This is a genomic window from Actinomadura keratinilytica (assembly GCF_039539665.1).
GTDB lineage: Bacteria > Actinomycetota > Actinomycetes > Streptosporangiales > Streptosporangiaceae > Spirillospora > Spirillospora keratinilytica.
The window spans coordinates 66,650-91,342 of sequence record NZ_BAABDO010000001.1 but is presented as its reverse complement, the minus strand read 5'-3'; the positions used below and the strand labels follow the sequence as shown (position 1 = coordinate 91,342).

Sequence of the window (24,693 nt, the reverse complement as noted above, 5' to 3'; positions counted from 1 at the left end):
ACGAGGTCACCATGAGGCGGCGCCGGTGAAGTCGGTGGGGCCGGGGGTGTAGCCGAGGACGCGGCGGGCGGCGGTGATGTCCAGGGTGCGTTCCACGGCCAGGTGGCTGATGGCGTAGCGGGTGAGGCGGGGCGGCTTCGGCGAACGGGCCAACAGGTGCGCGCCCTCGGCCGCGGCGGCCACGGCGGCGGCGAGGCGGGCCGGCAGGTACAGGGGGCGGGCGCGGATGCCGCGTTCGGCGAGGATCCAGCGCAGCGCGTCGTCGAGGACGACGGGTTCGGCGTCGGTGATGTTGAAGACGCCGGTGGCGTCGCCGCGGGCGGCCAGCACGCAGGCCGACACCAGGTTGGCGACGGAGGTCAGGCTGATCTTGTGGCGGCCGTCGCCGGCGGCGGGCAGGACCGGGCCGCGCACGGCGGACAGCACGCGCGGCAGCAGCGTGGTGTCGCCCGGTCCGTAGACGGCGTGCGGGCGCAGGACGACCGCGTCGCGGGCGGCGGCCAGGACGGCGCGTTCGGCCGCGGCCTTGGCGGCGCCGTAGGCGTTGAGGTAGCGCGCGACGGGCGCCTCGTCCTCGGCGGCCATGACGGTGGGGCGGAACGGGTCGTACACGCTCGCGGTGCTGACGTGCACGAACCGGGCCCCGGGGAAGGAGGCCAGGACGTTGCGCGTGCCGACCAGGTTGACGGTGAACAGGTCGGCGGCGGGGCCCCAGTCGGTGACGCTGCCGGCGCAGTGGACGACGGCGTCGACGGCGGGGGCGTCGGGCAGCGGCCCGAGGGTCATATCCCAGCGCCGGTAGGCGGCGCCGGGGATCTCGTGCGGGCGGCGGCCGTAGGCGTAGGTGCGGACGCCGTGGTCGATCAGGGCGCGGCAGACGGCTCCGCCGACGAAGCCGGATGCTCCGGTGACGGCGACTCTCACGGCCGCTCCCGGACGAGTTCGCGCAGGCGGTCGCGGTCGAGTTTGCGGGACCGGCCGGAGCGGGGCAGTTCGGGGAGGGCGACGATGCGGTCGGGCAGCGCGTCGTGGTCGATCACTTCGGGGAGGCGGCGGGGCAGGTCGGCGGGGTCGCCGACGACGGCCAGGACGACCTCCTCGTCGCCGGTGGCGGGGTCGGGCAGGCCGACGATGGCGGCGTCGGTCACGCCGGGCAGGGCGGCGATCGCCGGTTCGTACAGGCTCGGGTAGAGGTTGAAGTCGCCGCGGATCAGCATGTCCTTCTTGCGGCCGACGAGCACGAGGCGGCCGGTGCCGTCGAGCCGGGCCAGGTCGCCGGTGGGCAGTTCGGCGAGCGGGGGCTCGCCCAGGTAGCCGCGGCACAGGTTGGGGCCGGACAGGTGCAGTTCGCCGTCGGCCGCGATGCGGGCCGCGACGAGGGGTTCGCCGAGCAGGTCGCCGGCGGCGCCGGATTCGGTGTGCGCGAGCTTGTCCCGGGCCGACGCGATCGCCACGGGCAGCATCTCGGTCATCGCGTACACCGACAGGACGGACGCGTGCGGTGCGGCGGCGATGGCGCGGCGCAGCAGCGGCGGGGGTGCGGGGGCCGCTCCCAGCAGGATGTGCCGCAGGGTCCGCGGAAGGCGCGGGGAGGCGTCCAGGACCTCGGCCAGATGGACGGGGACGCAGAACGTGTGCGTGGCGCGGCGGTCGCGGAGCTGGGCGGCGAACCGGGACGGCGGGCAGCCCAGCGGCGGCAGCGACCAGCGCGCGCCGGCGATGAGGGTGGGCAGGCCGAGCATGAGCTGGTCGGTGTGCACGACGTCGCCGGGGTTCAGCGGGACGTGCCGGCGGAACAGGTCGAGCGCGGCGGCCAGGGACGACTGGGTGTGGACGACCGCGCGGGGGGCGGCGGTCGTCCCGGAGGTGAAGATGACCACGGCGGGGGCGTCGGGGTCGCCGAGCGTGGCCGGTTCGGGGGCGGGTCCCTGCGCCATCGCGTCGAACGGCAGCGCGCCGCGCGGCACGCCGGGCAGCCGCCGCCCCACGTGGATGTGGCGCAGGTCGCCGAGGGCGGCGAGGTCGGGCAGCAGCAGGCCGCGGCGGCGGGCGTACCGGCGGACGGGGCGCAGGCGGCTGCCGGCGTACAGGACGGATTCGGCGGCCGCCCACGACGGGCGGGCCAGGCGCAGGCGGGCGGCGAACATCTCCGGGCCCGCGCCCGGGTCGGCGAAGACCACCACGCCGCCCGCGGCGACCACGCCCAGGGCCAGGATCAGGGCCCGGGGCGAGGGGCGGACGGAGAACAGCATCCCGTCGCCCGGCTGCATTCCGGCGGCCAGCAGGCCGTGCCGCACGGCGAGGACTCCGCGGCGGAGCTCGGCGTAGGTCAGCTCGCGGCCGGTGGTGAGGGCGACGGCGTCGGGGGTGCGTTCGGCCTGGTCGAGCAGGCGTCGGACGAGTGTCATGCGGCCTCTCCGGTCATGCGGCCCTGCTGCGGACGATCAGGCGGCGGTAGGCGGGGATGAGCACACCGCGCGCCGCCTCCCGGTGGACGATCGTCAGCGGCGCGCGGGCGAGGACGGCGCGGGCCACGGCGCGGGTCTCGGCGGTGGCGAGGGGGTAGCCGATGCAGAAGTGCGGGCCGGCGCCGAACCACAGGCGCCGCAGTTCGGGCGGCTGCGGACGGTCCGGGTCGAACGGCCCGTAGGCGCGGCAGCAGTTGTGCGTCGCGATCACGACCCGGTCGCCGGGGCGCACCGCGACGCCGCCGACCGCGGCGGGGCGGCGGACCCCGCGCAGCATGACCGGCGTCGGCGTGGTGACGCGCATGGCCTCGTCGATCGCCGCGTCGAGGGCGACGCCGGGGTCCAGGCGGCCCGCGTCGTGCAGCAGCGCGATCAGCCGGGGCACCAGGGTCGCGACCGTCTCGGTGCCGGTGAGGAAGAACGCCGCCGCCGCGCCGCGCGCCTCCCGCTCCGACAGCCCGGCCGCGCGCATCCGGCCCATGACGCTGCGCTCGTCCCCGGCCGCGTACGCCGCGGCGGCGATGTCGCCGAGCGGGGCGAGGACGGCGCGGGCCCGCGCCACCTGGCGCGGCGACAGGCGGCGGGTGCGCAGCGAGACCATGGCGACGATCTCCTCGCCCCGGGCGAACAGCCGCCGGTAGTCGGCCTCGCCGCCGTCCAGGCCGATCACCTCGGCGATGACCGCGCCCGCCAGCGTCCGCATGGCGTCGACCAGGTCGACGGCGGCCCCGCGGGCGAGCCGCTCCGACAGCCGGTCCAGGGGGGCGGCGAGCACCCGGTCGCACAGCGCCGCGGTGTAGCCGGGCGTGAACAGGCCGGTGAGGCGCCGCCGCAGCAGCCGGTGCGCCTCCCCCTCCATGTTGAGCAGGACGGACGGGCCGAGCACGGGCGTCCACAGGTCGCCGGGCGAGCCCGGACCGTCCTTGCGGAACGTCTCGCCGTCCATCAGGACGTCCCGGGCGAGCCGCGCGTCGTTGACGACCACGCCCACCCCGGGGACCCGCACCACGGGGCCGCGTCGCGCAAGCGCGCGCAGCAGCGGGTAGGCGAACGGGTGCGCGGCCATGTAGAGGCGGCGCTCCCAGACCATGGGGTTCATCGGATGTCCACCTGTTCGGGCCGGTAGCGGTGGTCGGCGTACCAGGCGAGCGTGCCGAGGAGGCCGTAGGCGCGCAGGCGCCGCACCGAGCCGTACACCACCATGTCCTTGCGCAGCCCGTAGGCGCGGGTCAGCATCCGCACGCGGTTGACCAGGGCGCGGTCCTCGTGGACGTCTTCGATGCGGGTCCGGGGGAAGCCGCCCGCGCGCTCGTAAAGGTCGGCGGTGACGGCGACGTTGCAGCCGGGCATCATCACGTACGGGCCGAGGTAGCGCGGGTCCCGGTTGCCGGGGCGGATGCGTCCGAACAGCGCGGCGAGCCCCACCACGGTCGGCAGCAGCCGCCGCTCCCACAGCTTGAGCTCGAACTCGTCGGTGCGCGGACGCAGCGGGCCGCTCACCATCTCCAGGCCGTCGCCGAACCCCCGTTTCACCGCGGCGATCCAGTCGCGGTGCGGCAGGCAGTCGGCGTCGGTGCGGGCGATGTGCGTGGCCCCGGCGGCGATGGCGTGCCGGATGCCGGTGTCGGCGGCGGCGCCGGTGCCCTTCTGCGGTTCGGTGACGATGCGGATCTCCGGTCGGGGCCGGTCGGCGGCGAACGCGCGCACCACCTCGGCGGTGCGGTCGGTGCTGGCGTTGTCGACCACGGCGAGCGTGAAGTCCGGGTCGCTCTGCCCGGCCAGCCGCCGCAGCGTGGCGCCGATCGACCGCTCCTCGTTGTAGGCGGGGACGACCACCCACAGCCGCATGCCGGTGCCCCCGCTCACAGCGCCGCGAACAGCACGCCGAGGCTGACACCGCCCGCCAGCCCGATGAACGCCACCCGGTCGCCCGGTCCGCACCGGCCCTGGCCGATCGCGGTGGCCAGTTGCAGCGGCAGGGTGGCGGAGGCGACGTTGCCGTGCTCGGGCAGTGTCACCACGAGCCGCCCGGCGGGGATGCCCAGCACCGACCGCAGGGTCTCCAGGTACGGCACGGTCACCTGGTGCACGGCGATGACGGCGAAATCGTCCCAGGTCAGACCGGTCTTCTCCAGTGCGGTGAAGAAGATCTCCGGTCCGCCCGCCAGGAACGCGTCCTTCAGCCGGCGCCCGTCGCCGCTGAAGTAGGTGTGCTCGGGGTCGCGCGGGTGCAGGGAGCCGCCGCCCGGCAGCGTGCCGATGTGCCACGCGCTCGACCGGGCCGCGAAGTCGCGGTAGAAGATCCCGCCGTCGGGCGCGGCCTCCACCAGCATCGCGGCGCCCGCGTCCGACAGGGTGTAGCCCGCGAAGGCGTCCGCGAACTGGGCGCGGTCGCGCACCCGCCAGCGGACGGCGCGCGACGGGCTCTCCCCGCAGCACACCAGTACCCGCTCGTGCTGCCCGGTGCGGATCAGCGCGTCGGCGACCTGCAGGCCGTTGAGGAAGCTGTTGCAGGCGTTCTTGACATCGAACACCGGGCAGTTCGCGCCGAGCTTGGCGGCGACGATGTGCGCGGTGGCGGGTTCGATCAGGTCCTGCGACGCCGACGCGAAGATCAGCAGGTCCAGCCGGTCGGCGGTCAGGCCGTGCTCGGCGAGCAGGGCGCGGGCGGCGGCCGCGGCCAGGTCGGACGCCTGCTGGTCGGCGCGCATCACATGGCGCCGCCGGATGCCGGTCACCCGTTCGACGATCGTCGGGTGGGGCCGGAAGCCGTCGCTCTCTGCGGCGACGCGGGCCTCCACTTCGGTGCTGGTGAGCGTGTGCTCGGGCAGGTACGCGGCCACTCCCGCGATCCGGGCTCTCATGGATTCCCCCAAGGTCCTGTGCTGCTCGGCCGGCTCCACAGCGTGGCAGACGGCTCCCGCGGCCGATCAGGGGGATCCGACGCAAAGTGACGTGGGGACTTCGACCTAGTTCGTTGCCGAGTATGTGAGCCCATGTGATCCGGCCCGGCCGGGCGGGCGGCGGCGCCCCGGGGGGAGTGGCGCCCGGGCGGTCGCACTCGTGGCCGACAGGGGCGATCGATCAGCACGGTGACACATGGCAGGGGCTCCGCAAGGGCATCTCGCCGACCCGGAAGAGGCGATCAGTCTCGCAATGCCCGACCCATCTGTCAACGCTCGACTTCCGATACTTGATCTTTTTGTCTCGCGTCGGAGGCCGCGGGACGCCACCGCCTGAACCCTTCGTGACGAGGCACCAGCCAGGTCACCACCGCCGATTTGATACAGAGTCTTGACGTTGCTCCAGGTAGATGTAAATTCTGTGGCCAGTCTCGCCGGCGAGCAGAGCCGGCGTTCCCATCTCCGAGGAGCCGCCATGGGCGTTCCCTCCACCCTGTTGCGCCCCGTCACCGCGATCACCGCGCTCGCGCTAGGCGCCCTGACGCTGTCGGGTTGCGGAGAGTCGAGCCTGAGCCGGTCGGGCGGCGGGCAGTCCGGTGGCGATGTCAAGATCGGGTTGCTGGTGCCGCTGTCCGGCGTCTACGCGCCGCTCGGCGCGGACATGCGCAACGGCTTCCAGCTGTACCTCGACCAGCACGACGGCAAGCTCGGCGGACGCACCGTCAAGGTCGTCACGGCCGACGAGGGCGAGAGCCCGCAGACCGGCGTGCCCGCGGCGCAGAAGCTGGTGACGCAGGACCAGGTCACCTCCGTGGTGGGAGTGGTCAACTCCGCGACCGCGCTGGGCCTGCGCGACTTCTTCCACGAGTCCAAGCGGCCGCTGCTGGTCGCCAACGCCGGCGCCGACGACATCACCGGCGCCCGCAAGTCGCCGTACGTCTGGCGCACCAGCTTCGCCAACGGCAAGGTCGGTGCCGCGCTCGGTCCCGCCGTCGCCAAGGCGACCGAGGGCAGCGTCTACCTGATCACCGCCGACTACGCGGCCGGGCGGGAGATGGCGGCCGGGTTCCGCAAGACGTTCGAGGCGGCCGGCGGCAAGATCGCCGGCGAGAAGTACACGCCGTTCGGCAAGACCCAGGACTACCAGCCCTACCTGTCGGCGATCCGCAGCTCGGGCGCCGACGCCGTGTACAGCTTCTATGCCGGTGCTGAGGCGGTGAACTTCGTCAAGCAATACAAGCAGTTCGGGCTCGCCGGCAAGGTACCGCTGTACGGCACGGGATTCCTGACCGAGGGCGGGGTGCTGGACGCCCAGGGCGAGGCCGCCGTCGGCGTGAAGACCTCGCTGCACTACTCGACCGAGCTCGACACGCCTCGCAACCGAGAATTCGTGGACGCCTACCGCAAGGCCTACAAGGAGGCGCCGACCGTCTACGCCGTCCAGACCTACGACGCCGCGGCGGCACTCGACAAGGCGCTGGCCAAGGCCACCGGTTCGAGCGGTGCGGAGCTGGCCGAGGCGCTCGGCGGCATCGGGACGATCGACAGCCCGCGCGGCCCGTGGACGTTCGACGCCGATCACGATGCCCGGCAGAAGTACTACCTGCGCGAGGTCCGCTCCGAGGGCGGCACGGTCGTCAACGCGGTCATCGGCGAACTGAGCTGAACGGATCGCGGATGAACACCTATCTGGTGAGTGTCCTCAACGGGCTGGCGATGGGCTCGCTGCTCTTCGCGATCGCGCTGGGCCTGTCCCTGGTGTTCGGGATGATGGACGTGCTCAACCTGGCCCACGGGGCCGTCTACCTGGTGGGCGCCTACGTCGCGGTCGCCGTCAGCGGACCGGACGCGGGCCTGGCGGCGTTCGTGCTGGCGGTGCTGGCCGCCGCGGCGGCCGGGGCCGTCCTCGGCGGCGTACTGGCCAGGCTGTCGCAGACCACCTCCCATCATCTCGACCAGGCGCTGCTGACGCTCGGCGTCTCCCTGGTCATCACGGAACTGCTTTCGCTGGGTTTCGGTGACGACGTCCACTCCCTGTCGGCCCCCGCCCCGGTCGCGGGCGGGGTCCAGGTGCTCGGTGAGACCTACCCCCTCTACCGGCTGCTGGTGATCGGGTTCGGGGCGGTGCTGGCGGTGGCCGTCTACCTGCTGGTGGAGCGCAGCGCGCTGGGCTCGGTCATCCGGGCCACCGTCGCGGACCGAGGCATGGTGTCCGCACTGGGCATCAACACCGGCCGGGTGCTGGTCGGGGTGTTCGCCGCCGGAGCGGCGCTGGCCGCCGTCGGCGGGGTGCTGGCCGGGCCGATCCTGGGCGCCCAGCCCGGCCTGGACGAGAAGGTGCTGCTGCTGGCGCTGGTCGTCGTGGTGGTCGGCGGTCTCGGCTCGGTACGGGGCGCGCTGCTCGGCGCGCTCCTGATCGGGCAGGTGCAGGCGCTGGGAACGTCCCTGCTGCCGGAGTACGCGTCGTTCCTGCTGTTCGGCGCCATGGCACTGGTGCTTCTGGTGCGGCCCGCCGGCCTGCTTCCCGCTCCGACGGCGGTGCGCGCATGAAGGCCGTCCAGAACATTGCACCGGTGCAGACCGCTCAAGCGGCACCGCCCGCCGGTCCCGGCTCGGCCGGGACGCACCGGACGCGCCGGACGGCCGTGATAGCGGTGGCGGTGGTGGCGCTGCTGGCGGCGGCGCCGCTGGTGCTCGGCGTCTACCAGGTGACCACCATGACGCGGATGCTGGCCTTCGCGGTGCTGGTGCTGAGCGTCGACCTGCTGACCGGTGTCACCGGGCTGCCCACGCTGGGCCAGGCGGCCTATTTCGGTGTCGGCGCCTACACGGCGGCGCTGGTGGGCATCCATGTGACCGCGGACGCGGTGGTGCAGGTGGTGGCGGCGCTGGCGGCGGGTTCGGCGGCTGCGGCCGTCACCGGCTGGGTCGCCGTGCGCGCCCGCGGGATCGTGTTCCTGATGCTGACCCTCGCGATCGGGGAGTCGGTGCACCAGGTCGCCGACACATGGTCCGCGGTCGGGGCCGGCAACGGTCTGGCCGGGATGCCGCCGATCAGCCTGTTCGGCGCCCCGATCCCGGTCGCGGGGATCGTCTACTGGTGGATCCTGGCCGTGGCGCTCGCCGTGTTCGCCGCGGTCTCGCTCGTCGCCCGCTCACCCTACGGGCGGACCCTACGCGGTATCCGGGACAACGAACCCCGCATGAGGGCGCTGGGTTACCGGCCGGCGCTGGCCGGATACGGCGTCTTCTGCCTGGCCGGAGGCGTCGCGGGAGTGGGCGGGGCGCTCTGGGTCGCGCAGACCCGGTTCGTCTCCCCCGGTGACCTGGGGTTCGAGGTCGCCGCACTGGCACTGCTCAGCGTGGTCATCGGCGGCTCGGGCAGCCTGTGGGGGCCGTGCCTGGGCGCGGCACTGGTACTGCTCGTCCGCGACAACCTGTCCGCCTATGTCGGCGGCCACGGCCCCTTGCTGCTCGGTGTGCTGTTCATCGCGGTCGTCTTCGTCATGCCGCGCGGACTGGCGCGCGTCTCGTTCCGCCGCGGAAAGGAGGGGCGGACGTGACTCCGCTGCTCGAACTGGAAGGACTCACCCGGTCGTACGGCTCGGTCACCGCCGTCGACAAGGTCGATCTGTCCATCCGCAAGGGTGAACGGCACGCACTGATCGGCCCCAACGGGGCGGGCAAGTCGACGTTGTTCGCCACGGTCGCCGGAACGCTGCGGGCCACCGGCGGAAGGATCCTGCTTGCGGGGCAGGACGTGACGGCCCTGCCGGAACCCGAACGGGCCCGGCGCGGCATGGTGCGCACCTACCAGCACTCCAGTCTGTTCCTCGACTGCACGGTCCTGGACAACGTCGCACTGGCCGTCCAGCGCGTCCACCGGGTGGCGCACCGCTTCCACCGGCCGGCGCGGCGGTTCCGCGCATTGGAGGCGGAGGCGCACCGCCACCTGGAGTCGGTGGGGCTGGCCGGGCGGGCCGGCGAGAAGGCGGCCTCGCTGTCCCACGGTGAGCGGCGGCAACTCGAAGTGGCGATGGTGCTGGCCACCGGACCGTCCCTGGTCATGTTCGACGAGCCCACCGCGGGGATGTCGGCCGCCGAGACCGAGCGGTTCACGGCGCTGCTGGAACGGCTTCCCGAGTCCCTGACCGTGCTCATCGTCGAGCACGACCTGGACGTGGTGTTCCGTCTCGCCGACCGCGTCACCGTGCTGCACCTGGGCAGGGTCCTGGCGTCCGGCGCGCCGGAGGCGATCCGCGCCGACGAGAAGGTGCAGCGCGCCTACCTCGGCGCGGCCAGGACCGAGGACCTGTTCACCGACGCCGGAGGGGCCCGATGACCGAACTGCTCACCGTGTCCGGCCTGCGCGCCGGGTACGCGGGCACCACGGTGCTGGACGGTGTGGACTTCAGCGTTCCCGCCGGCGCGGTGGTGACGCTGCTCGGCCGCAACGGAGTCGGCAAGACCACGTTCGTCCACACGGTGATGGGCATGCTGAGCCCCTACTCGGGCAGCATCCGCGTCGGCGGACGCGAACTGGCCGGAGCGGCCGCGCACATCGTCGCCCGCCACGGTGTGGCGATCGTCCCCCAGGGCCGCCGCGTGTTCGCGCCCCTCACCGTCGAGGAGAACCTGCGGATCGCACAGCGGGGCAGCAACCGCGGGCACTGGACGGTGTCGCGGGTGTACGAGCTGATGCCCAGACTGGCCGAGCGCCGCGGCAACCACGGCGACCAGTTGTCCGGCGGCGAGCAGCAGATGCTCGCCATCGGCCGGGCACTGCTGCGCAACCCGCGGCTGCTGCTGCTGGACGAGCCGTCGGACGGTCTCGCTCCGGCGGTCATCGACCAGATCGCGGTGGTGCTGGAGCGCCTGCGCGAGGAGGGGATCGCGACGGTCCTCGTGGAGCAGGATCTCCGGCTGGCCTTCCGCCTCGCCGACGAGGTGGCCGTGATGCAGAAGGGACGCATCGTCCACCGAAGCACCACCGCCGAGTTCCGCCAGGACCGCGAACGCGCCCACGCGCTCCTCGGCGTCGGATGACCCGGGCGGTGGCCGGTCAGGCCAGGCGCGTCGACCGGCCACCGTCCGACCATTTCGATGACGATTTCACGAAGGCCGCGAATGAATCGCGGCTCAATTGCCGGCCTTGCCGCAAAGGCGCCTCTTGTGTGAACCCCCACACATCGTTCTACACAGACATTAAAGGGCGTTGTTGTGATGTAGCATGTACGCATGGCAACGATCATGCGGCGAACCGCGTCCGAGGAGGGATCCGCCGGCCATGACGGGTGACCGGGGCGCGGCGGCGAGCGGGGCCGTGCCGTCCTACACCCGCCGGCAGCAGGCCGCCGCGACCAGCGCCCGCTCCCTGCTGCTGACCGTGTTCGGGGAGTTCGTCCTGCCGCACGGCGAACCGGTGTGGACATCCGATCTGCTGCGGGTCACGACCGGTCTGGGGATCGAGGAGCGGTCCGCCCGGCAGGCGCTGAACCGGATGGCGGCCGACGGCTGGATCACCTCCCGGCGGTCCGGGCGCCGGGTCCGCTGGGCGCTGACCGACCACGGCCGGGTGCTGCTGCGCGAGGGCGCCGAACGCATCTACTCCTTCAGCCGCGAACGCCGGTCCTGGGACGGGCGTTGGCTGGTGCTGCTCGTCAGCGTCCCGGAGTCCAAACGCGACCTGCGCCACCGGCTGCGCACCAAGCTGAGCTGGGTCGGCCTGGGCAGCCCGGCGCCGGGCGTGTGGATCAGCCCGCACACCGCGCGCGAGGCCGAGGCCAAGCAGGTGGTGGACGACCTGGGCCTGGACGTGGCGATCTTCTCGTTCTGCGGGGCGTTCGCCGGCATCGGCTCCGAACGCGCCATGGTCGAGCAGGCCTGGCACCTGGACGACCTGGCCGCCGCCTACGAGGACTTCGTCCGCGAGTTCGCCGGGCTGCGCCCCGACCCCGGCGACCCGGTGCTGCTGGCCCAGATCCGGCTGGTGAACGCCTGGCGCCGCTTCCCCGGCCTGGACCCGCAGCTGCCGCTGGAGCTGCTGCCGCCGCACTGGATCGGGTTGCGCGCCGCCAACGTGTTCGAGGACCTGCACCGGACCTGGCATGACGCCGCCCAGCAGCGCTGGGCGGAGCTGGCCGCCGGGGGCTGAGGCTCAGGCGAGGCCGGCCAGGAAGCCGGGGTGCCCCTGCACGGCGGTGCGGCGCATGTAGTGGTGCAGGGCGCGGAGCCCGCCGAGCTCCTCGCCGCCGCCGGCCCGGCCGGGCCCGCCGTGCACGAGCTGCGGCATCGCCACCCCGTGCCCGGTCGACTCGGCGGCGTCGTCGCGGTTCAGCACCAGGAGCCGTCCGTGCCAGGGGGCCAGTCCGTCCACCAGGGTCCGCGCGACCTGGGCGTCGGCGGTGACGATCGAGCCCGCGAGGCTTCCCCCGCCCCGTGCGGCGGCCGCGGCGACCTCGTCCAGTCCGGTGTAGGGCAGCAGCGTGCTGACGGGGCCGAACGCCTCGATCTCGTGCGGCGCGGCGGCCGACGGGTCGTCGCAGCGCAGCAGGATCGGGGACACGAAGGCGCCGCGTTCGGGATCGGCGCCGGCGGCGTCGACCCGGAGCGGATCACCGAAGACGGTCTTCGCTTCGGCGGCCAGCCCGGCGACGGCGGCGCGCACCTCCTCCCGCTGCTCAAGGCCGGCCAGCGGCCCCATGTCGGTGTCCGGCCGCCCCGGGTGGCCGACGACGACCCGGCGCAGCCGCTCGGCGAGCGCCTCGGTGACGGCGTCGGCCAGCGCGGCCGGGATGAACGCGCGGCGGATCGCGGTGCACTTCTGCCCCGCCTTGACGGTCATCTCGGTGACGATCTGGTCGACGAACAGCGTGAACTCCGGGTCGTCCGCGGTCACGTCGGGGCCGAGGACCGAGCAGTTGAGGGAGTCGGCCTCGGCGTTGAACGGCACGGCGCGGCCCGCGACGGCGGGGTGGGTGCGCAGTTTCAGCGCGGTCGCCGCCGACCCGGTGAAGCTGAGGGTGTCCTGCGCGGTGAGGCCCTCCAGCAGCCCGGCGGGCCCCGCGCACAGCAGCGACAGCGTCCCCTCGGGCAGCATCCCGGACTCGGTCATCCGGCGTACCACGAGCTCGGTGAGGTAGGCGGTCGGCCCGGCGGGCTTGACCACCGACGGCATCCCGGCGAGGAAGGCCGGTGCGAACTTCTCCAGCATCCCCCAGACGGGGAAGTTGAAGGCGTTGATCTGCACCGCGGCGCCGAGCCGGGGCGCCAGCACGTGCCGTCCCGCGAACGTGCCGCCGCGGCCCAGCGGTTCGACCGGGCCGTCCGCCAGCACGACCGCGTCCGGCAGCTCCGCGGCGGCCTTGCTCGCGTAGACGGCGAGCGTGCCGATGCCGCCCTGCACGTCGACGGCGGTGTCCCGGCGGGTCGCACCGGTCCTGGTGCTCAGCTCGGCGAACTCGGCGGCGTGGTCGCTGAGGTGCCGGGCCAGCGCCTTGAGGATGGCGGCGCGCTGGGTGAAGGTGAGGGCGCGCAGCGCGGGGCCGCCGACCCGGCGCGCGTGGTCGAGCATCGCGGCCGGATCGGGACCGGTGGCGGGGAGCCGCGCCACGACCTCGCCGGTGGCGGCGTCCCGCAGGGGCCTGGCGGGGCCGCCGCCCTCCTGCCAGGTGTCGTGGCTGTAGCTGCGCAGTACGGGCGTCATCGGTTCCTCCGCTCCAGGAAGGCCGTCATCCGGGTGTGCTTGTCCGCGCTGTCGAACAGCAGGGCCTGCGCGGCCACGTCGAAGGCCGTGGTCGCGGGCCGCCGGCTGCGCAGCGCGAGCTTGGTGAGCTCCAGGGCGCGCCAGGAGCGTTCGGCGATGGCCGCGGCCAGTTCCCGGCCCCGCTCGACCAGCCGGGCGCGGTCGTCGACGACCTCGTCGAGCAGGCCGGCCCGCAGGGCCTGCGCGGCGTCCAGGCGCGCCCCGGCGTACAGCATGCGGCGGGCCGTGGCCAGCCCGGCCAGCTGCGGCAGCCGCCAGTTCGCGCCCGCGCCGGCGATGATGCCCAGCGACGGCTCCGGCTGGGCGAACCGGGCGTTGCCCGAGCCGATCCGAAAGTCGCAGGCCAGCGCCAGCTCGCAGCCGCCGCCGAAGGCGGGACCGTCGACGAGCGCGATGGTCGGCCAGCGGTGCGCCTCCAGGCGGTCGAACAGGCCGGCGTTGATGGCCAGCAGCGCCGCGTCGGCGTCGCGGTCGCGCAGTTCGGCGATGTCGGCGCCCGCGGCGAACATGCCGGGGGTGGTGGAGTGCACGATCAGGACGCACGGGTCGCCGCGGCGGGCGGCCTCCAGCACCGCCTCCAGTTCGGCGACCATCGCCTGGTCGAGTGCGTTGTGCTTGGCCGGACGGTCGAGGCCGACCCACAGCAGGTGGTCCTCGCGGTCGACCCGGACCACGGTCATCGGGTGTCCTCCAGGGGCGTGTCGGGGCCTGCGGTCATGCCAGCGCCCGCCTGCTCAGGGCGCGGCGGCGCAGCAGCGGGCTCGGGCGGTAGCGGGGGTCGCCGTAGGCGTCCTGCAAGGCGGTCAGGACGGAGTGGACGGTGCCCGCTCCCCAGCGGTCGCCCCACGCGAGCGGGCCGAGCGGGTGGCCGGCGCCCAGCCGCATGGCGGCGTCGATGTCGGCGGCGGTGGCGACGCCGTGCTGCAGCGCGTCGACGGCCAGGTTCACCAGCATCGCGACGGTGCGGGTGACGATGAGACCGGGCGTGTCGTCGATGACGTGCACCGCCAGCCCGGCGGCCTGCAGCAGGCCGACCGCGGCCGCCAGAGCGTCGGCGGGGCAGCGGTCGCTCGGTGCGATGGCGATCGCGGTGGCGGTGGCGTCGTCCAGCGTCCGGTCCACGACGATCACCGGGGCGCCGTGCTCGGCGGCCAAGGCGGTGGCCGTGACACCGGTGCCGCGCACCAGCAGTGCTCCGCCGGGCAGTTCGACGGTGCCGTCGCCGCGCTCGCCGCCCAGGACGGGGACGGCCGCCCGGGACAGCAGGGTGCTCAGGGCGACCGCGTCGTGATCGGTCACCTCCAGCGGCGCCGGTTCCGGTGGCGCGCCGCACGCCTGCGGGAGGGACGCGCCGGGGCCGTAGCGGTACACGCCCCGGCCGCTCTTGCGGCCGAGCCTTCCGGCCTCCACCAGGGCGCGCTGCGCCTGGGCGGGTTCGTAGCGCCGGTCGTGCGCGAACGCCGTCCACACCGACCGCGTGACGGCCTCGTTGACGTCGTGGCCGATCAGGTCCATCAGCGCGAACGGCCCCATGGGGAAGCCTCCTGCGCCGGTCAGGACGGCGTCGACGACCTCCGGGGCGGCGGCCCGCTCCTCGTACAGCCGCCACGCCTCGGCGTAGTACGGCCTGGCGATCCGGTTGACGATGAACCCGGGCGTCGGGGCGGAGCGGACCGGCGTCTTCCCCCAGGCGGTGACCAGGTCGGCGGCCCGGTCGAGGGCCTCGGCGCGGGTGTCGGCGCCCGCGACCACCTCGACCAGGCGCATGCGCGGCACCGGGTTGAAGAAGTGCAGGCCGAGGATCCGCTCGGGCCGCTCGGCGCCGGCCGCCAGCGCGGTCGGCGACAGCGACGAGGTGTTGCTGGCCAGCAGGCAGTCGGGGGCCACCACCGGTTCCAGTTCGGCGATCAGGCGGCGTTTGGCGGCGAGGTCCTCCACGATCGCCTCGATGACGATCCCGGCGTCCGCCAGCGCGCCGACGCCGTCGACGGGCGTCAGGGCCAGCGCGTCGGGGTCGGCGTCGAGCCTGCCGCGCGCCACCAGCCTGCCGACCTGCTCGCGGATGCCGGCCACCGCCCGGTCGGCGGCGCCGGGGGCGGCGTCCAGCAGCAGCACCCGGTGGCCCGCCAGCGCGGCGACCTGCGCGATGCCCGCGCCCATCGTGCCCGTGCCCACCACGGCGACGGTTTCCTTCATGTCTCCTCTCAGGTTCCCCTCAACCCCTGCGGCGCAGACCGGTCCGGTGGCGTCCGGCCACGCCGCGGTACAGCTCCGCCGCCTCGGCGCTCCACTCGCCCGCCCCGGGCGCGGGCGGGGACGCCCACGGCAACGTGCCCGGCCGGGACGTCCGCGCCGCCACGCCCCACCGGCGCCGCTGTGCGGCATGGCATCAGCCGTCCCCGACCGCGACCTTGTAGGAGGCGACCAGTTCGGTGTCGACGCCGAGCGGGCCGGTGACCGAGGCGCCGCCGGGCATGCCGAGCGGCTCGTCGCGGCCGGGCAGCGGTTCGGCGAAGAAGCGGGCGTTGTCGGCGACGAAGTCGTGCTGGTCGGCCGGCACCCGCCGGTCCTGGCTGATCGCCGTGACCGGGCAGACCGGCTCGCAGGCGCCGCAGTCGATGCACTCGGCGGGGTTGATGTACAGCTTGCGCTCCCCCTCGTAGATGCAGTCGACCGGGCACTCCTCCATGCAGGAGCGGTCCATCACGTCGATGCAGGCCGCAGCGATGACGTACGGCATGGCGTTTCCTCCTCGGGTCGGTCGGGTGCGGCCGCGGCCGGCCGGAACGCGCGTCAGGCCACCGCGGGGACGCTGTCGGTGGAGTGGCCGGGGAACAGCTGCTCCTCCGGGTTGATCAGGACGGCGGCGTTGTTGACGGCGGTGGCCGCCTCGCCGAAGCCGACCGAGATCAGCCGCACCTTGCCGCGGTAGTCGGTGATGTCCCCGGCCGCGAACACGCCGGGGACGCTGGTGGCCATGGTGGTGTCCACCGCCAGGTAGCGGTTGCCGACCACCTCCAGCCCCCACTGCCGGATCGGGCCCAGGTTGGCGGTGAAGCCGAGCGCCGCGATGACCGCCTGCGCGGGACGCGTCATCCGCCCGCCGGGGCCGGTGATCTCCACGCTTTCGACGGTGCGGTCGCCGTGGACGGCGGTGACCTGCGCCTCGGTGATCATCTCGACCGCCGAGGCGCGGAGCCGGGCCACGCTGTGCTCGTGCGCCCGGAACGCGGCGCGGCGGTGCACCAGCGTGACCGAGCGGGCGATCGGCTCCAGGCTCAGCGCCCAGTCGCAGGCGCTGTCGCCGCCGCCCACGACGACCACGTCCTGCCCGGCGTGCGCCTCCAGCGAGGGCACGAAGTAGGACAGGCCGCGCCCCAGCCAGCCCTCGCCCGCCGGGAGGGGCCGCGGGGTGAAGGTGCCGATGCCGCCGCTGATCACCACGGCCCGGCAGCGGATGCGGGTGCCGGCGTCGGTGGTCACCGTGAACACCCCGGCGGCGTCCTTCTCCAGTGTCTGGGCGCGCTGGCCGAGCACGAACGCCGGTGCGAACCGCCTGGCCTGCTCCAGCAGGCCGGCCACCAGGTCGCGGCCCTTGACCGCGGGGAACCCGGCGACGTCGTAGATCGGTTTCTCCGGGTACATCGCGGTGACCTGCCCGCCGATCTCCGGCAGCGAGTCGACCACGGCGGCCGACAGCCCCCGGAACCCGGCGTAGTAGGCGGCGTACAGGCCGACCGGGCCGGCGCCGACGATCAGCAGGTCGCGTTCGATGTCGGCCATGGCGGAGTCGGTCGTCCGGGAACCGGCCATCACCGAACCGGTGGTGTCCGGGCCGGTCGTGTGAGGGCCGGTCGTGTGAGGGCCGGTGGTCACAGGGTCGCTCATGACAGGGCGGCCTCCCGGTGCGGGCCGCCCAGCACGCCGGCGGCGCGGACGCGCAGCTCGGCCCGGCGGACCTTGCCGGTGGCGGTGGTCGGCAGGCTGTCGATGAACACCACCCGCCGGGGTCGCTTCACCGCGGGCAGCCCCTGCCGGCAGAACGCGATCAGTTCCTCCTCGGTGACGGCCGCCCCGGTCTCGGCCACCACGTAGGCGACGGGTTTCTCCAGCCCGTCCTCGTCCAGGGCGGCGACCACCGCGGCCTCGGCGACCGCCTCGTGCTCCAGCAGCCGGGCCTCCACCTCGGTCGGCGACACCCAGATGCCGCTGGCCTTCAGCATGTCGCCGGTGCGCCCGAGGCAGGTGTAGTAGCCGTCGGCGTCCTGCACGTAGGTGTCGCCGGTGCACAGCCATTCGCCCTGGAACACCTCGCGTGACGCGTGGTAGCGCGACCAGTAGCCCGTCGCCGTGGACTCGCCCCGCACGTACAGGGTGCCGGGGGTGCCCGGTGGGACCGCGTTGCCGTGCTCGTCCAGGATCCGCAGGTCGTATCCGGGCACCGCCACACCGGTGGTGCCGGGCCGCACCGCGCCCTGCCTGTTGGACATGAAGATGTGCAGCATCTCGGTCATGCCGATGCCGTCGAGGATGTCGACGCCGAAGTGCTCGGTCCAGCGGTGGTAGAGGGACGCGGGCAGCACCTCGCCCGCCGAGGTCGCCAGCCGCACCCCGCCGAGCGCCCCGCGCGGAAGGCCGGCGTGCAGCATGTTGGCGAAGAAGGTCGGCCCGGCGAAGAACAGGGTCGCGCCGAAGGTCCGGGCCCGTTCGGCCAGCGGCTCCGGCCGGGACGGCGCGGGCTCCAGGATCGTCGCCGCGCCGACCGACAGCGGGAACAGCACCGAGTTCCCCAGGCCGTAGGCGAAGAACGCCTTGGCCGCCGACAGGCACCGGTCGTCCGGCCGGATGCCCAGCACGTGCCTGCCGTAGGTCCGGCACACCACCTCGATGGAGCCGTGCCGGTGCATCGCGGCCTTCGGCGTGCCGGTGGTCCCGGAGGTGTAGAGCCAGAACGCCGGGGAGTCGGCCGTGGTGGCGTACGGGCCGCCGTCCGGTTCGGCGGCGGCCAGGTCGTCCAGCGCGTGCACCGGCAGGGCCGTGCCGATGGAGCAACCGCCGCCGACCAGCACTCCGGCCAGCTCCGGCGCCGCCGCGGCGGCCTCGGCGCCGGCGGCGGCGAACTCCCGCGTCACCGCGAGCAGCGCGGCCCGCGAGTCGCGCAGCAGCTCGGCGAGGCCGTCGGCGCGCAGCATCGTGGAGACCGGGACCGGGACGGCGCCGATCCGCAGCGCGGCCAGGAACACCGTGACGAAGTCCGGCGAGTCGGCCATGTACATCACCAGCCGCTGCTCGGGCAGCAGGCCGATCCCGCGCAGCCCGGCCGCGGTGCGGCGGACGCGCTCGTGCAGCTGCGCGTAGGTGAGGTCACCGCCGGGGCCGGTCAGCGCCAGGCGGCCGCCGTCGCCCTGCTCGATGCGGCGGTCGAGCAGGTAGTGGCAGGCGTTGAAGGGTTCGCTCATCTACTGTGCCGTCCGGTTTCAGGCGAGGTGGACGTATTCGTAGTCGGTGGGCTTGCCGTTGATGCCCTGGCGGGGCGGAGCGAGCCAGGCGGCGACCTTCCCGCGCTCGTAGACCGGCTGCATCAGCGACCGGACGTGGGTGCGGTCCACCTCGGTGGGCAGCCACTCGCCCTTGCGCCGCTCCCACTCGTCCGCGGAGAGCACCTCGCCGTCCGGGGTCGCCTCGATGCCGGCGAACGCGCCGACCTTGCGGTTGAACGCCACGTGCGGCAGTCTGAGCCGCCGGTCGATGCCCGCCTCCTCCAGGATGCGGTTCCACCGGTTGACGCCGTTCTGGCAGTCGCCGATGTACTCGCGGCGCAGGTCGGTGTTGAGCCCCACCAGGGCCGCGACCTCGGTCTGCCCCGGCTTCCCGTCGACGATCGCGTCGACCATGATCGAGTCGTCGGTGAGCACGTGGTCGTCCCGGCGGCGCTCCTCCGCCCAGCGGCCCTTGAGCCCCGCGGTGAAGTAGTTGGCGACGTTCGTCGAGGTCTCCGAGCCGAACAGGTCCAGCGACACCGAGAAGTGGAAGTTCAGGTACTTCTGGATGATGTCCAGCGGGATGCCGCCGTGCGCGACGACGTCGTCGGTGTCGTGTTCGAGCATCAGCTGGACGGTCCGCTGCACCACCCGGTCGATGCCGGTGGTGCCGACGAACATGTGGTGCGACTCCTCCTTCAGCATGAACTCGCAGGTGCGGCTGAGCGGGTCGAACGCCGACTCCTTCAGCGTCCCCAGCTGGTACTTGCCGTCGCGGTCGGTGAAGTAGGTGAACATGAAGAAGGAGAGCCAGTCGGGCGTCTCCTCGTTGAAGGCGCCGAGGATGCGCGGCGACTCCTCGCTGCCGGAGTTGCGGTGCAGCAGCAGTTCCGCCTCTTCGCGGCCCTCGCGCCCGAAGTAGGCGTGCAGGAGGTAGACCATCGCCCACAGGTGGCGGCCCTCCTCCACGTTCACCTGGAACAGGTTGCGCAGGTCGTACAGGCTGGGCGCGGTCGCGCCGAGATGGCGCTGCTGCTCGACGGAGGCGGGCTCGGTGTCGCCCTGGATGACGATGAGGCGCTGCAGGTCGGCGCGGTACTCGCCGGGAACCTGCTGCCACACCGGCTCGCCCTTGTGGCGGCCGAAGGCGATGCGCCGGTCCGGTTTGCGGTCCGCGAGGAAGATGCCCCAGCGGTAGTCGCGCATCGCGACGTAGCCGAAGTGCGCCCAGCCCTCGCGTCCCACGTTGACGGCGGTGCGCAGGTAGACGTCGCGGGTCGGCAGGGCGGGGCCCATGGAGTCCCACCAGGACAGGAAGTTCGGCTGCCAGGACTCCAGGGCCCGCTGCAGGCGCCGGTCCTCGTGCAGGTCGACGTTGTTGGGGATCTTCTCGGTGTAGTCGGCGGCGATGGCCATGGGTCACACTCGCTTGCTGTCGAAGGCGGCGCGCTGCCCGGTCCCGAACTTGCGCAGCGCGCCGTCGGGCCCGGAGGCGTTGGGACGGTTGAAGATCCAGTTCTGCCAGGCGGACAGCCGGCCGAAGATCTTGGTTTCGATGGTCTCGGGCCCGGCGAAGCGGTAGTTCGCCTCCATGCCGGTCAGGGCGTCCGGGCTGAAGCTGGCCCGCTCCTCGACGGCGATGCGCACCTCCTCGTCCCAGTCGATGTCGTCGGGCGCGAAGGTGACCAGGCCGAGCCGCTCGGCCTCCTCGGCCTGCAGCGGACGGCCCTGCGCGTCCCGCACCGCGGCCAGCCCCTCGGGGTCGCCGTGGAAGCGGGTGGCCAGGCGGGTCAGGTCGTTGCCCATCGGCAGGGGGCCGAAGTTCATCGGGCCGAGGACGATCGCGGCCGGGTCGGCGTCGGGATCGATCTCCTCGAACACGCCCGCCAGGTGGAAGGAGCGGTCGGCGGCCAGCGCCGTCTCCAGCAGCGAGCCGGCGAAGCAGCTGCCGGGCTCGATGAGGGCGATGATGCTGCGGCTCGTCACGTCCAGCCGCTTCAGGGTCCGCTTGAGGTACAGGACGATCTCGCGGGCCAGCCAGTCGCCGGAGTTCTCCAGCAGCAGCGCGTCGTGGCCGAGCACGCGGGCGGCGTCGCCGCGGGTGCGGATGATCCAGGTGCCCAGCTCGATCTCGTTGGTGCGCAGGTCCAGGATCAGGTCGTCCAGCTCGCGGGTCAGCGCGAGGGTCCAGAAGTCGGCGCCCTGGGCGTGCAGTCCGGCGAGGTCGGCCGGGGCGTCGCCGTCCGGGCCGAGCAGGGTGATCTCCACGACGCCGCGGCCGCGGTCCAGGTCGGCGCTGACGTAGCGGTAGCCGATGTGGTCGTCGGTGCGGGTCTTGGCCAGCGGGGTCAGCTCGATCCCGCGCGCGTCGGCCGGGCGGTCGGAGCGGGCGGCGAGCTCCGCGGCCCGCGCGGCGACGGTCTCCGCCCAGGCGGTGCGCGGCACGGCCTCGTCGACCAGCCGCCACGCCACGGCCTTCCTGCCGCCGACGCCCTCGGCCTTGGTGGCGAAGTAGTCGGCCAGGTCGCGCCGCACATGCCGCTTGTCGACGACGCGCGTGAGCCCTCCGGTGCCCGGCAGGACGCCCAGCAGCGGCAGCTCGGGCAGGGACACCATCGAGGAGCGGTCGTCGACCAGCATGATGTGCTCGCAGGCCAGCGCCAGCTCGTAGCCGCCGCCGGAGGCGGTGCCGTTGAGCGCGGCCAGGTAGGTCTGCCCGGAGTTGGCGGAGGCGTCCTCGATGCCGTTGCGGGTCTCGTTGGTGAACTTGCAGAAGTTCACCTTCCACCAGTGCGGCGAGGCCGCCAGCATCCGGATGTTGGCGCCCGCGCAGAACACCTTCTCCTTGCCGCCGGTGATCACCACGGCGCGGACCTCGGGGTGCTCGAAGCGCAGCCGCTGCACCGCGTCGTAGAGCTCGATGTCGACGCCGAGATCGTAGGAGTTCAGCTTCAGTTCGTAGCCCGGAACCAGCCCTCCATGTTCGTCCACGTCCATGGTGATCGTCGCAATGGAACCGTCGAACGTGAGCCGCCAGTGGCGGTAGCGGGACGGCTCGGTCCGGAACTCGACTCGCTCCTGCCGGGCGAGAGTCCCCGGCGCACCGCCGTCCGCCCGGGTGGTGGGTTCGCTGGCCAAGCTGGTCATCAGGGAGGTCCTCCCATGTCGTCGAAGATGGCGACACTCTACAATCTTCTACAGCAGCGTCAAGAGTTCGTAGCAAATCCCGTCGAGTATCGCCCACGGTGGAGGCGCACAGGATGTCGATGTCCAACAGCCGGATCACTCGACGCCGCACCGGGCAGTCGAGCCCGACGAACGATGCGAGTGCCCCACGGCGCCATCGGCCGCACTCCACGCCGCCTGGCCGCACTGGGCCGCGCCTGCGACGGGACGCCGCACCGCCGCAAAGGACAACGCCGGGCACCAGCCCCCGGAGGTCGCCCGGGTGCCGCGGGGCCGGACGGGTTATCGCTCAACGCTTCGCGGGCAGTGCGCTCTTCTACCGTCGGCGGGGCGCGGCCGCAGTCTGCGCCCCTGTGGACAACGCGCCGTCCGGGAGACGCGCCGCAAGCGGCTGCCGGCGTCGACATGGCACCGCGCGACAAGCCGCCTGCCTGCGCAATGTGCCTGGTCGCCGGCCTGCCGCTGCGACAGGCTCCGAGCCGCCGCTCCGGCACCGGCCGGCGGCCCGGAAAACGCTGAAGCCTGCCCCGAACGCCCGTATGGCCATCGGCTTCCCGGCTCGGGGCTCGTTCCGTTCCCGGAACGAGGCAGGCCGGGTTGTGACGTGACGGCGCTGAGAGGGCGGTCGGGGCAGGCTTGTCGGAGCGTCTCGCGGCGGCCTTGCCGGCCGGTCAGGCCTGAATCGCCAGGTATTTCACCTCCAGGTATTCGTCGATCCCCTCGAAGCCGCCCTCGCGGCCGAGGCCGGACTGCCTGACGCCGCCGAACGGTGCGGCGGCGTTGGAGACCAGGCCGCGGTTCAGGCCGACCATGCCGGCCTCCAGGCGATCTCCGAGGCGGAAGGCCCGCTGCAGGTCCCGGGTGTAGGCGAAGGCGACCAGCCCGGCCGGGGTGGCGTTGGCCGCCTTGACCATGGCCTCCTCGTCGGGCTGCACGGTGATCGCGGCGACCGGTCCGAAGATCTCCCGGTGCAGGAGGGCGGCGTCCGGGGGCACGTCCACCAGGAGCGTGGGCGGGTAGAACGAGCCGGGGCCCGCGGGGATCTCGCCGCCGAGCAGGACCTTGGCGCCCTTGTCCACCGCGTCGGCGACCAGGCCGTGGACCCTGGTGCGGGCCGCCTCGTCGATCAGCGGCCCGACCTGCGAGGCGGGGTCGCTGCCGGGGCCGAACCGCAGCGGCGCCATGCGGGCGCGGAGCGCCTCGGCGAAGTCCGCGGCGACGGCCCGGTGCACGATGAAGCGGTTGGCGGCGACGCAGGACTGCCCGGCGTTGCGCATCTTGGCCACCAGCGCCCCGTCGGCCGCGGCGTCGATGTCGGCGTCGTCGAAGACCAGGAACGGGGCGTTGCCGCCCAGCTCCATCGAGGTGCGCAGGACGCCCGGCGCGCTCTGCGCCAGGAGCATCCGGCCGACCTCGGTGGAGCCGGTGAAGGACAGTTTGCGGAGCCGCTCGTCGGCCAGCAGCGCGGTGGTGACCGGTCCGGGGTCCAGGGTCGGCAGCACGTTGACCACGCCGGCGGGCACCCCGGCCTCGGCGAGCAGGGAGGCCAGGGCGAGCGCGCACAGCGGGGTCGCCTCGGCGGGTTTGACGATGACCGTGCAGCCGGCCGCCAGCGCGGGGCCGACCTTCCGGGTGATCATCGCCAGCGGGAAGTTCCACGGGGTGATCAGGTAGCAGGGGCCGACCGGCCGGCGGGCGGTGACGATGCGGAAGTCGCCGCCCGGGGCGGTGCGGTGCTCCCCCGCGATGCGGACCGCCTCTTCGGCGAACCAGCGCAGGAAGTCGGCCGCGTAGGCGACCTCGGCCCGCGATTCGGCGAGCGGACGACCCATCTCCAGGGTGGCCAGCTCGGCGAACTCCTCCGTCCGCGCCACCAGCAGATCGTGGGCGCGGCGCAGGATCTCGGCGCGTTCGCGCGGCGGTGCGGCGGCCCAGCCCGGCTGCGCCTGCGCGGCGGCGTCCAGTGCGGCGAGGGCGTCGCCGGGTCCGGCGTCGGCGACCGCGGCGACGGTGCGGCCGGTGGCCGGATCGGATACCTCGAAGGTCGGGCCCGGGCGGTGCCATGTCCCGCCGATGAACAGGCCGTGCGTCTGCGGTTGCGTGTCCATCTGGTGTCCGGTGAGGTCAGCTCGCCGCGGCGAGGATGGTGCGGATCTGGTCTGCGGTGGGCCGGCGCGGCGTGTTCGCCATGACCTCGTCGTCGAGGGCGTCCTCGGCGAGCTGGTCGAAGTCGTCCTCGCTCACCCCGTGGTCGCCGAGCCTGCCGGTGAGCCCGACCTCGGCGGCCAGGCGATGAACCGCGTCGATCGCGGCGTCGGCGTTCCACTCGGTGCTCTTGCCGGTGTCGCCGACACCGAGGGCGAAGGCCGCCTGGGCGGTGCGGTCGAGCCGGACCGGCAGGTTGAAGCGCAGGACGTGCGGCAGCAGCATGGTCAGGGCGACGCCGTGCGCGATGTCGAAGCGCCCGCCCAGCGGGTGTCCGATGCCGTGGCAGATGCCCAGGCCGGTGGTGCCCATGCCGATGCCGGCCATGTGCGAGGCGAGCAGCATCCGGGTGCGCGCCTCCAGGTCGCCGCCGTCGATGAGGAGTTCGAACCGGGACTCGTCGGCGTCTCGGCCCCCGTCCGCGACTTCCGCGGCGCCGTCATCGCGGCGATCAACGTCTCCGCCCCCAAGGGCCGGCTCGGCGGCCACCTGGACGAGGCCGGCCGCCGCACCCTGGCCGTCGCCCGCGAACTGTCCGCCAAACTCGGCTACCACCCCGAGCCACGCCCCCACTGAGCCGCCTTCGTCCCGGAACGCGGCGGCCCTCGCCGCATGCGCAGACCAGGCCGACCGCGAGAACCGACGTCTCGTCCCCTCACCGCGCTACCGGCGCCGCCCGAACCGTT

At 73.6% G+C, this 24,693-nt stretch carries 22 protein-coding genes; 7 read left to right on the top strand and 15 right to left on the bottom strand.

Features of this window, described 5'->3' with window-relative positions; translation table 11 throughout:
• Window positions 1-6: 6 nt before the first annotated feature.
• From ABD879_RS00395 to ABD879_RS00375, 5 genes are read right to left on the bottom strand one after another with little or no spacing between them, the layout of a single operon-like run.
• Window positions 7-924: an NAD-dependent epimerase/dehydratase family protein gene (locus ABD879_RS00395; protein WP_345016204.1), complete on the bottom strand. Its 918-nt coding sequence runs from the start codon at window positions 922-924 to the stop codon at window positions 7-9.
• Complete coding sequence (locus ABD879_RS00390) at window positions 921-2,408, bottom strand: class I adenylate-forming enzyme family protein (protein ID WP_345016202.1); 1,488 nt, start codon at window positions 2,406-2,408, stop codon at window positions 921-923. Before ABD879_RS00390 ends, ABD879_RS00395 begins: the two co-directional genes overlap by 4 nt.
• A 13-nt stretch (window positions 2,409-2,421) precedes the next feature.
• Window positions 2,422-3,567: a cytochrome P450 gene (locus ABD879_RS00385; protein ID WP_345016200.1), complete on the bottom strand. Its 1,146-nt coding sequence runs from the start codon at window positions 3,565-3,567 to the stop codon at window positions 2,422-2,424.
• Window positions 3,564-4,334 (bottom strand): glycosyltransferase family 2 protein, encoded by a 771-nt coding sequence (locus ABD879_RS00380; RefSeq protein WP_345016199.1) that lies wholly within the window; start codon window positions 4,332-4,334, stop codon window positions 3,564-3,566. Before ABD879_RS00380 ends, ABD879_RS00385 begins: the two co-directional genes overlap by 4 nt.
• The gene (locus ABD879_RS00375) at window positions 4,331-5,332 is read right to left on the bottom strand and encodes a 3-oxoacyl-ACP synthase III family protein (RefSeq protein ID WP_345016197.1); all 1,002 of its coding nucleotides are present in this window, start codon (window positions 5,330-5,332) and stop codon (window positions 4,331-4,333) included. The genes ABD879_RS00380 and ABD879_RS00375 overlap by 4 nt, the downstream gene beginning before the upstream one ends.
• A 514-nt stretch (window positions 5,333-5,846) precedes the next feature.
• Between ABD879_RS00375 and ABD879_RS00370 the strand changes: the two genes are divergently transcribed.
• From ABD879_RS00370 to ABD879_RS00345, 6 genes are all read left to right on the top strand, one after another.
• Window positions 5,847-7,037, top strand: a complete 1,191-nt coding sequence (locus ABD879_RS00370) for an ABC transporter substrate-binding protein (protein WP_345016195.1) — start codon at window positions 5,847-5,849, stop codon at window positions 7,035-7,037.
• An 11-nt stretch (window positions 7,038-7,048) separates the two neighbouring features.
• Entirely contained in the window at window positions 7,049-7,921 is an 873-nt protein-coding gene (locus ABD879_RS00365; protein WP_345016193.1) for a branched-chain amino acid ABC transporter permease, read from the top strand.
• A gap of 23 nt (window positions 7,922-7,944) precedes the next feature.
• On the top strand, window positions 7,945-8,934 hold the full coding sequence (locus tag ABD879_RS00360) for a branched-chain amino acid ABC transporter permease (RefSeq protein ID WP_345016191.1): 990 nt from the start codon (window positions 7,945-7,947) through the stop codon (window positions 8,932-8,934).
• Complete coding sequence (locus ABD879_RS00355; RefSeq protein ID WP_345016189.1) at window positions 8,931-9,713, top strand: ABC transporter ATP-binding protein; 783 nt, start codon at window positions 8,931-8,933, stop codon at window positions 9,711-9,713. Before ABD879_RS00360 ends, ABD879_RS00355 begins: the two co-directional genes overlap by 4 nt.
• Entirely contained in the window at window positions 9,710-10,417 is a 708-nt protein-coding gene (locus ABD879_RS00350; protein WP_345016187.1) for an ABC transporter ATP-binding protein, read from the top strand. Before ABD879_RS00355 ends, ABD879_RS00350 begins: the two co-directional genes overlap by 4 nt.
• A gap of 241 nt (window positions 10,418-10,658) precedes the next feature.
• A complete protein-coding gene (locus ABD879_RS00345; RefSeq protein WP_345016185.1) occupies window positions 10,659-11,525 on the top strand; it encodes a PaaX family transcriptional regulator in 867 nt (288 codons plus the stop codon).
• A gap of 3 nt (window positions 11,526-11,528) precedes the next feature.
• On the opposite strand, the gene paaZ is transcribed toward ABD879_RS00345, so the two are convergent.
• The 10 genes from paaZ to ABD879_RS00295 all read right to left on the bottom strand — a co-directional run bounded on the left by paaZ (window position 11,529) and on the right by ABD879_RS00295 (window position 24,352).
• The gene (gene paaZ / locus ABD879_RS00340) at window positions 11,529-13,076 is read right to left on the bottom strand and encodes a phenylacetic acid degradation bifunctional protein PaaZ (protein WP_345016183.1); all 1,548 of its coding nucleotides are present in this window, start codon (window positions 13,074-13,076) and stop codon (window positions 11,529-11,531) included.
• A complete protein-coding gene (locus tag ABD879_RS00335; protein ID WP_345016181.1) occupies window positions 13,073-13,816 on the bottom strand; it encodes an enoyl-CoA hydratase/isomerase family protein in 744 nt (247 codons plus the stop codon). Before ABD879_RS00335 ends, paaZ begins: the two co-directional genes overlap by 4 nt.
• 34 nt (window positions 13,817-13,850) lie before the next feature.
• On the bottom strand, window positions 13,851-15,332 hold the full coding sequence (locus tag ABD879_RS00330; RefSeq protein WP_345016180.1) for a 3-hydroxyacyl-CoA dehydrogenase: 1,482 nt from the start codon (window positions 15,330-15,332) through the stop codon (window positions 13,851-13,853).
• Between the two features lie 193 nt (window positions 15,333-15,525).
• A complete protein-coding gene (gene fdxA / locus ABD879_RS00325; protein WP_345016178.1) occupies window positions 15,526-15,876 on the bottom strand; it encodes a ferredoxin in 351 nt (116 codons plus the stop codon).
• A gap of 53 nt (window positions 15,877-15,929) precedes the next feature.
• Window positions 15,930-17,024, bottom strand: a complete 1,095-nt coding sequence (locus ABD879_RS00320) for an NAD(P)/FAD-dependent oxidoreductase (RefSeq protein ID WP_345016176.1) — start codon at window positions 17,022-17,024, stop codon at window positions 15,930-15,932.
• Window positions 17,021-18,595 carry a benzoate-CoA ligase family protein gene (locus ABD879_RS00315; RefSeq protein WP_345016174.1) on the bottom strand — a complete coding sequence of 525 codons (1,575 nt, stop codon included), beginning with the start codon at window positions 18,593-18,595 and terminating at the stop codon, window positions 17,021-17,023. Before ABD879_RS00315 ends, ABD879_RS00320 begins: the two co-directional genes overlap by 4 nt.
• 18 nt (window positions 18,596-18,613) lie before the next feature.
• A complete protein-coding gene (gene boxB / locus ABD879_RS00310; protein ID WP_345016172.1) occupies window positions 18,614-20,032 on the bottom strand; it encodes a benzoyl-CoA 2,3-epoxidase subunit BoxB in 1,419 nt (472 codons plus the stop codon).
• Between the two features lie 3 nt (window positions 20,033-20,035).
• Complete coding sequence (gene boxC / locus ABD879_RS00305) at window positions 20,036-21,763, bottom strand: 2,3-epoxybenzoyl-CoA dihydrolase (protein WP_345016170.1); 1,728 nt, start codon at window positions 21,761-21,763, stop codon at window positions 20,036-20,038.
• A 710-nt stretch (window positions 21,764-22,473) separates the two neighbouring features.
• Window positions 22,474-23,910 carry an NAD-dependent succinate-semialdehyde dehydrogenase gene (locus tag ABD879_RS00300; protein ID WP_345016168.1) on the bottom strand — a complete coding sequence of 479 codons (1,437 nt, stop codon included), beginning with the start codon at window positions 23,908-23,910 and terminating at the stop codon, window positions 22,474-22,476.
• A gap of 16 nt (window positions 23,911-23,926) precedes the next feature.
• On the bottom strand, window positions 23,927-24,352 hold the full coding sequence (locus ABD879_RS00295; RefSeq protein WP_345016166.1) for an iron-containing alcohol dehydrogenase: 426 nt from the start codon (window positions 24,350-24,352) through the stop codon (window positions 23,927-23,929).
• Here ABD879_RS00295 and ABD879_RS00290 point away from each other — a divergent pair.
• The gene (locus ABD879_RS00290) at window positions 24,335-24,583 is read left to right on the top strand and encodes an IclR family transcriptional regulator domain-containing protein (RefSeq protein ID WP_345016164.1); all 249 of its coding nucleotides are present in this window, start codon (window positions 24,335-24,337) and stop codon (window positions 24,581-24,583) included. The two genes, ABD879_RS00295 and ABD879_RS00290, sit on opposite strands and share 18 nt — an antisense overlap.
• Window positions 24,584-24,693 lie beyond the last annotated feature (110 nt).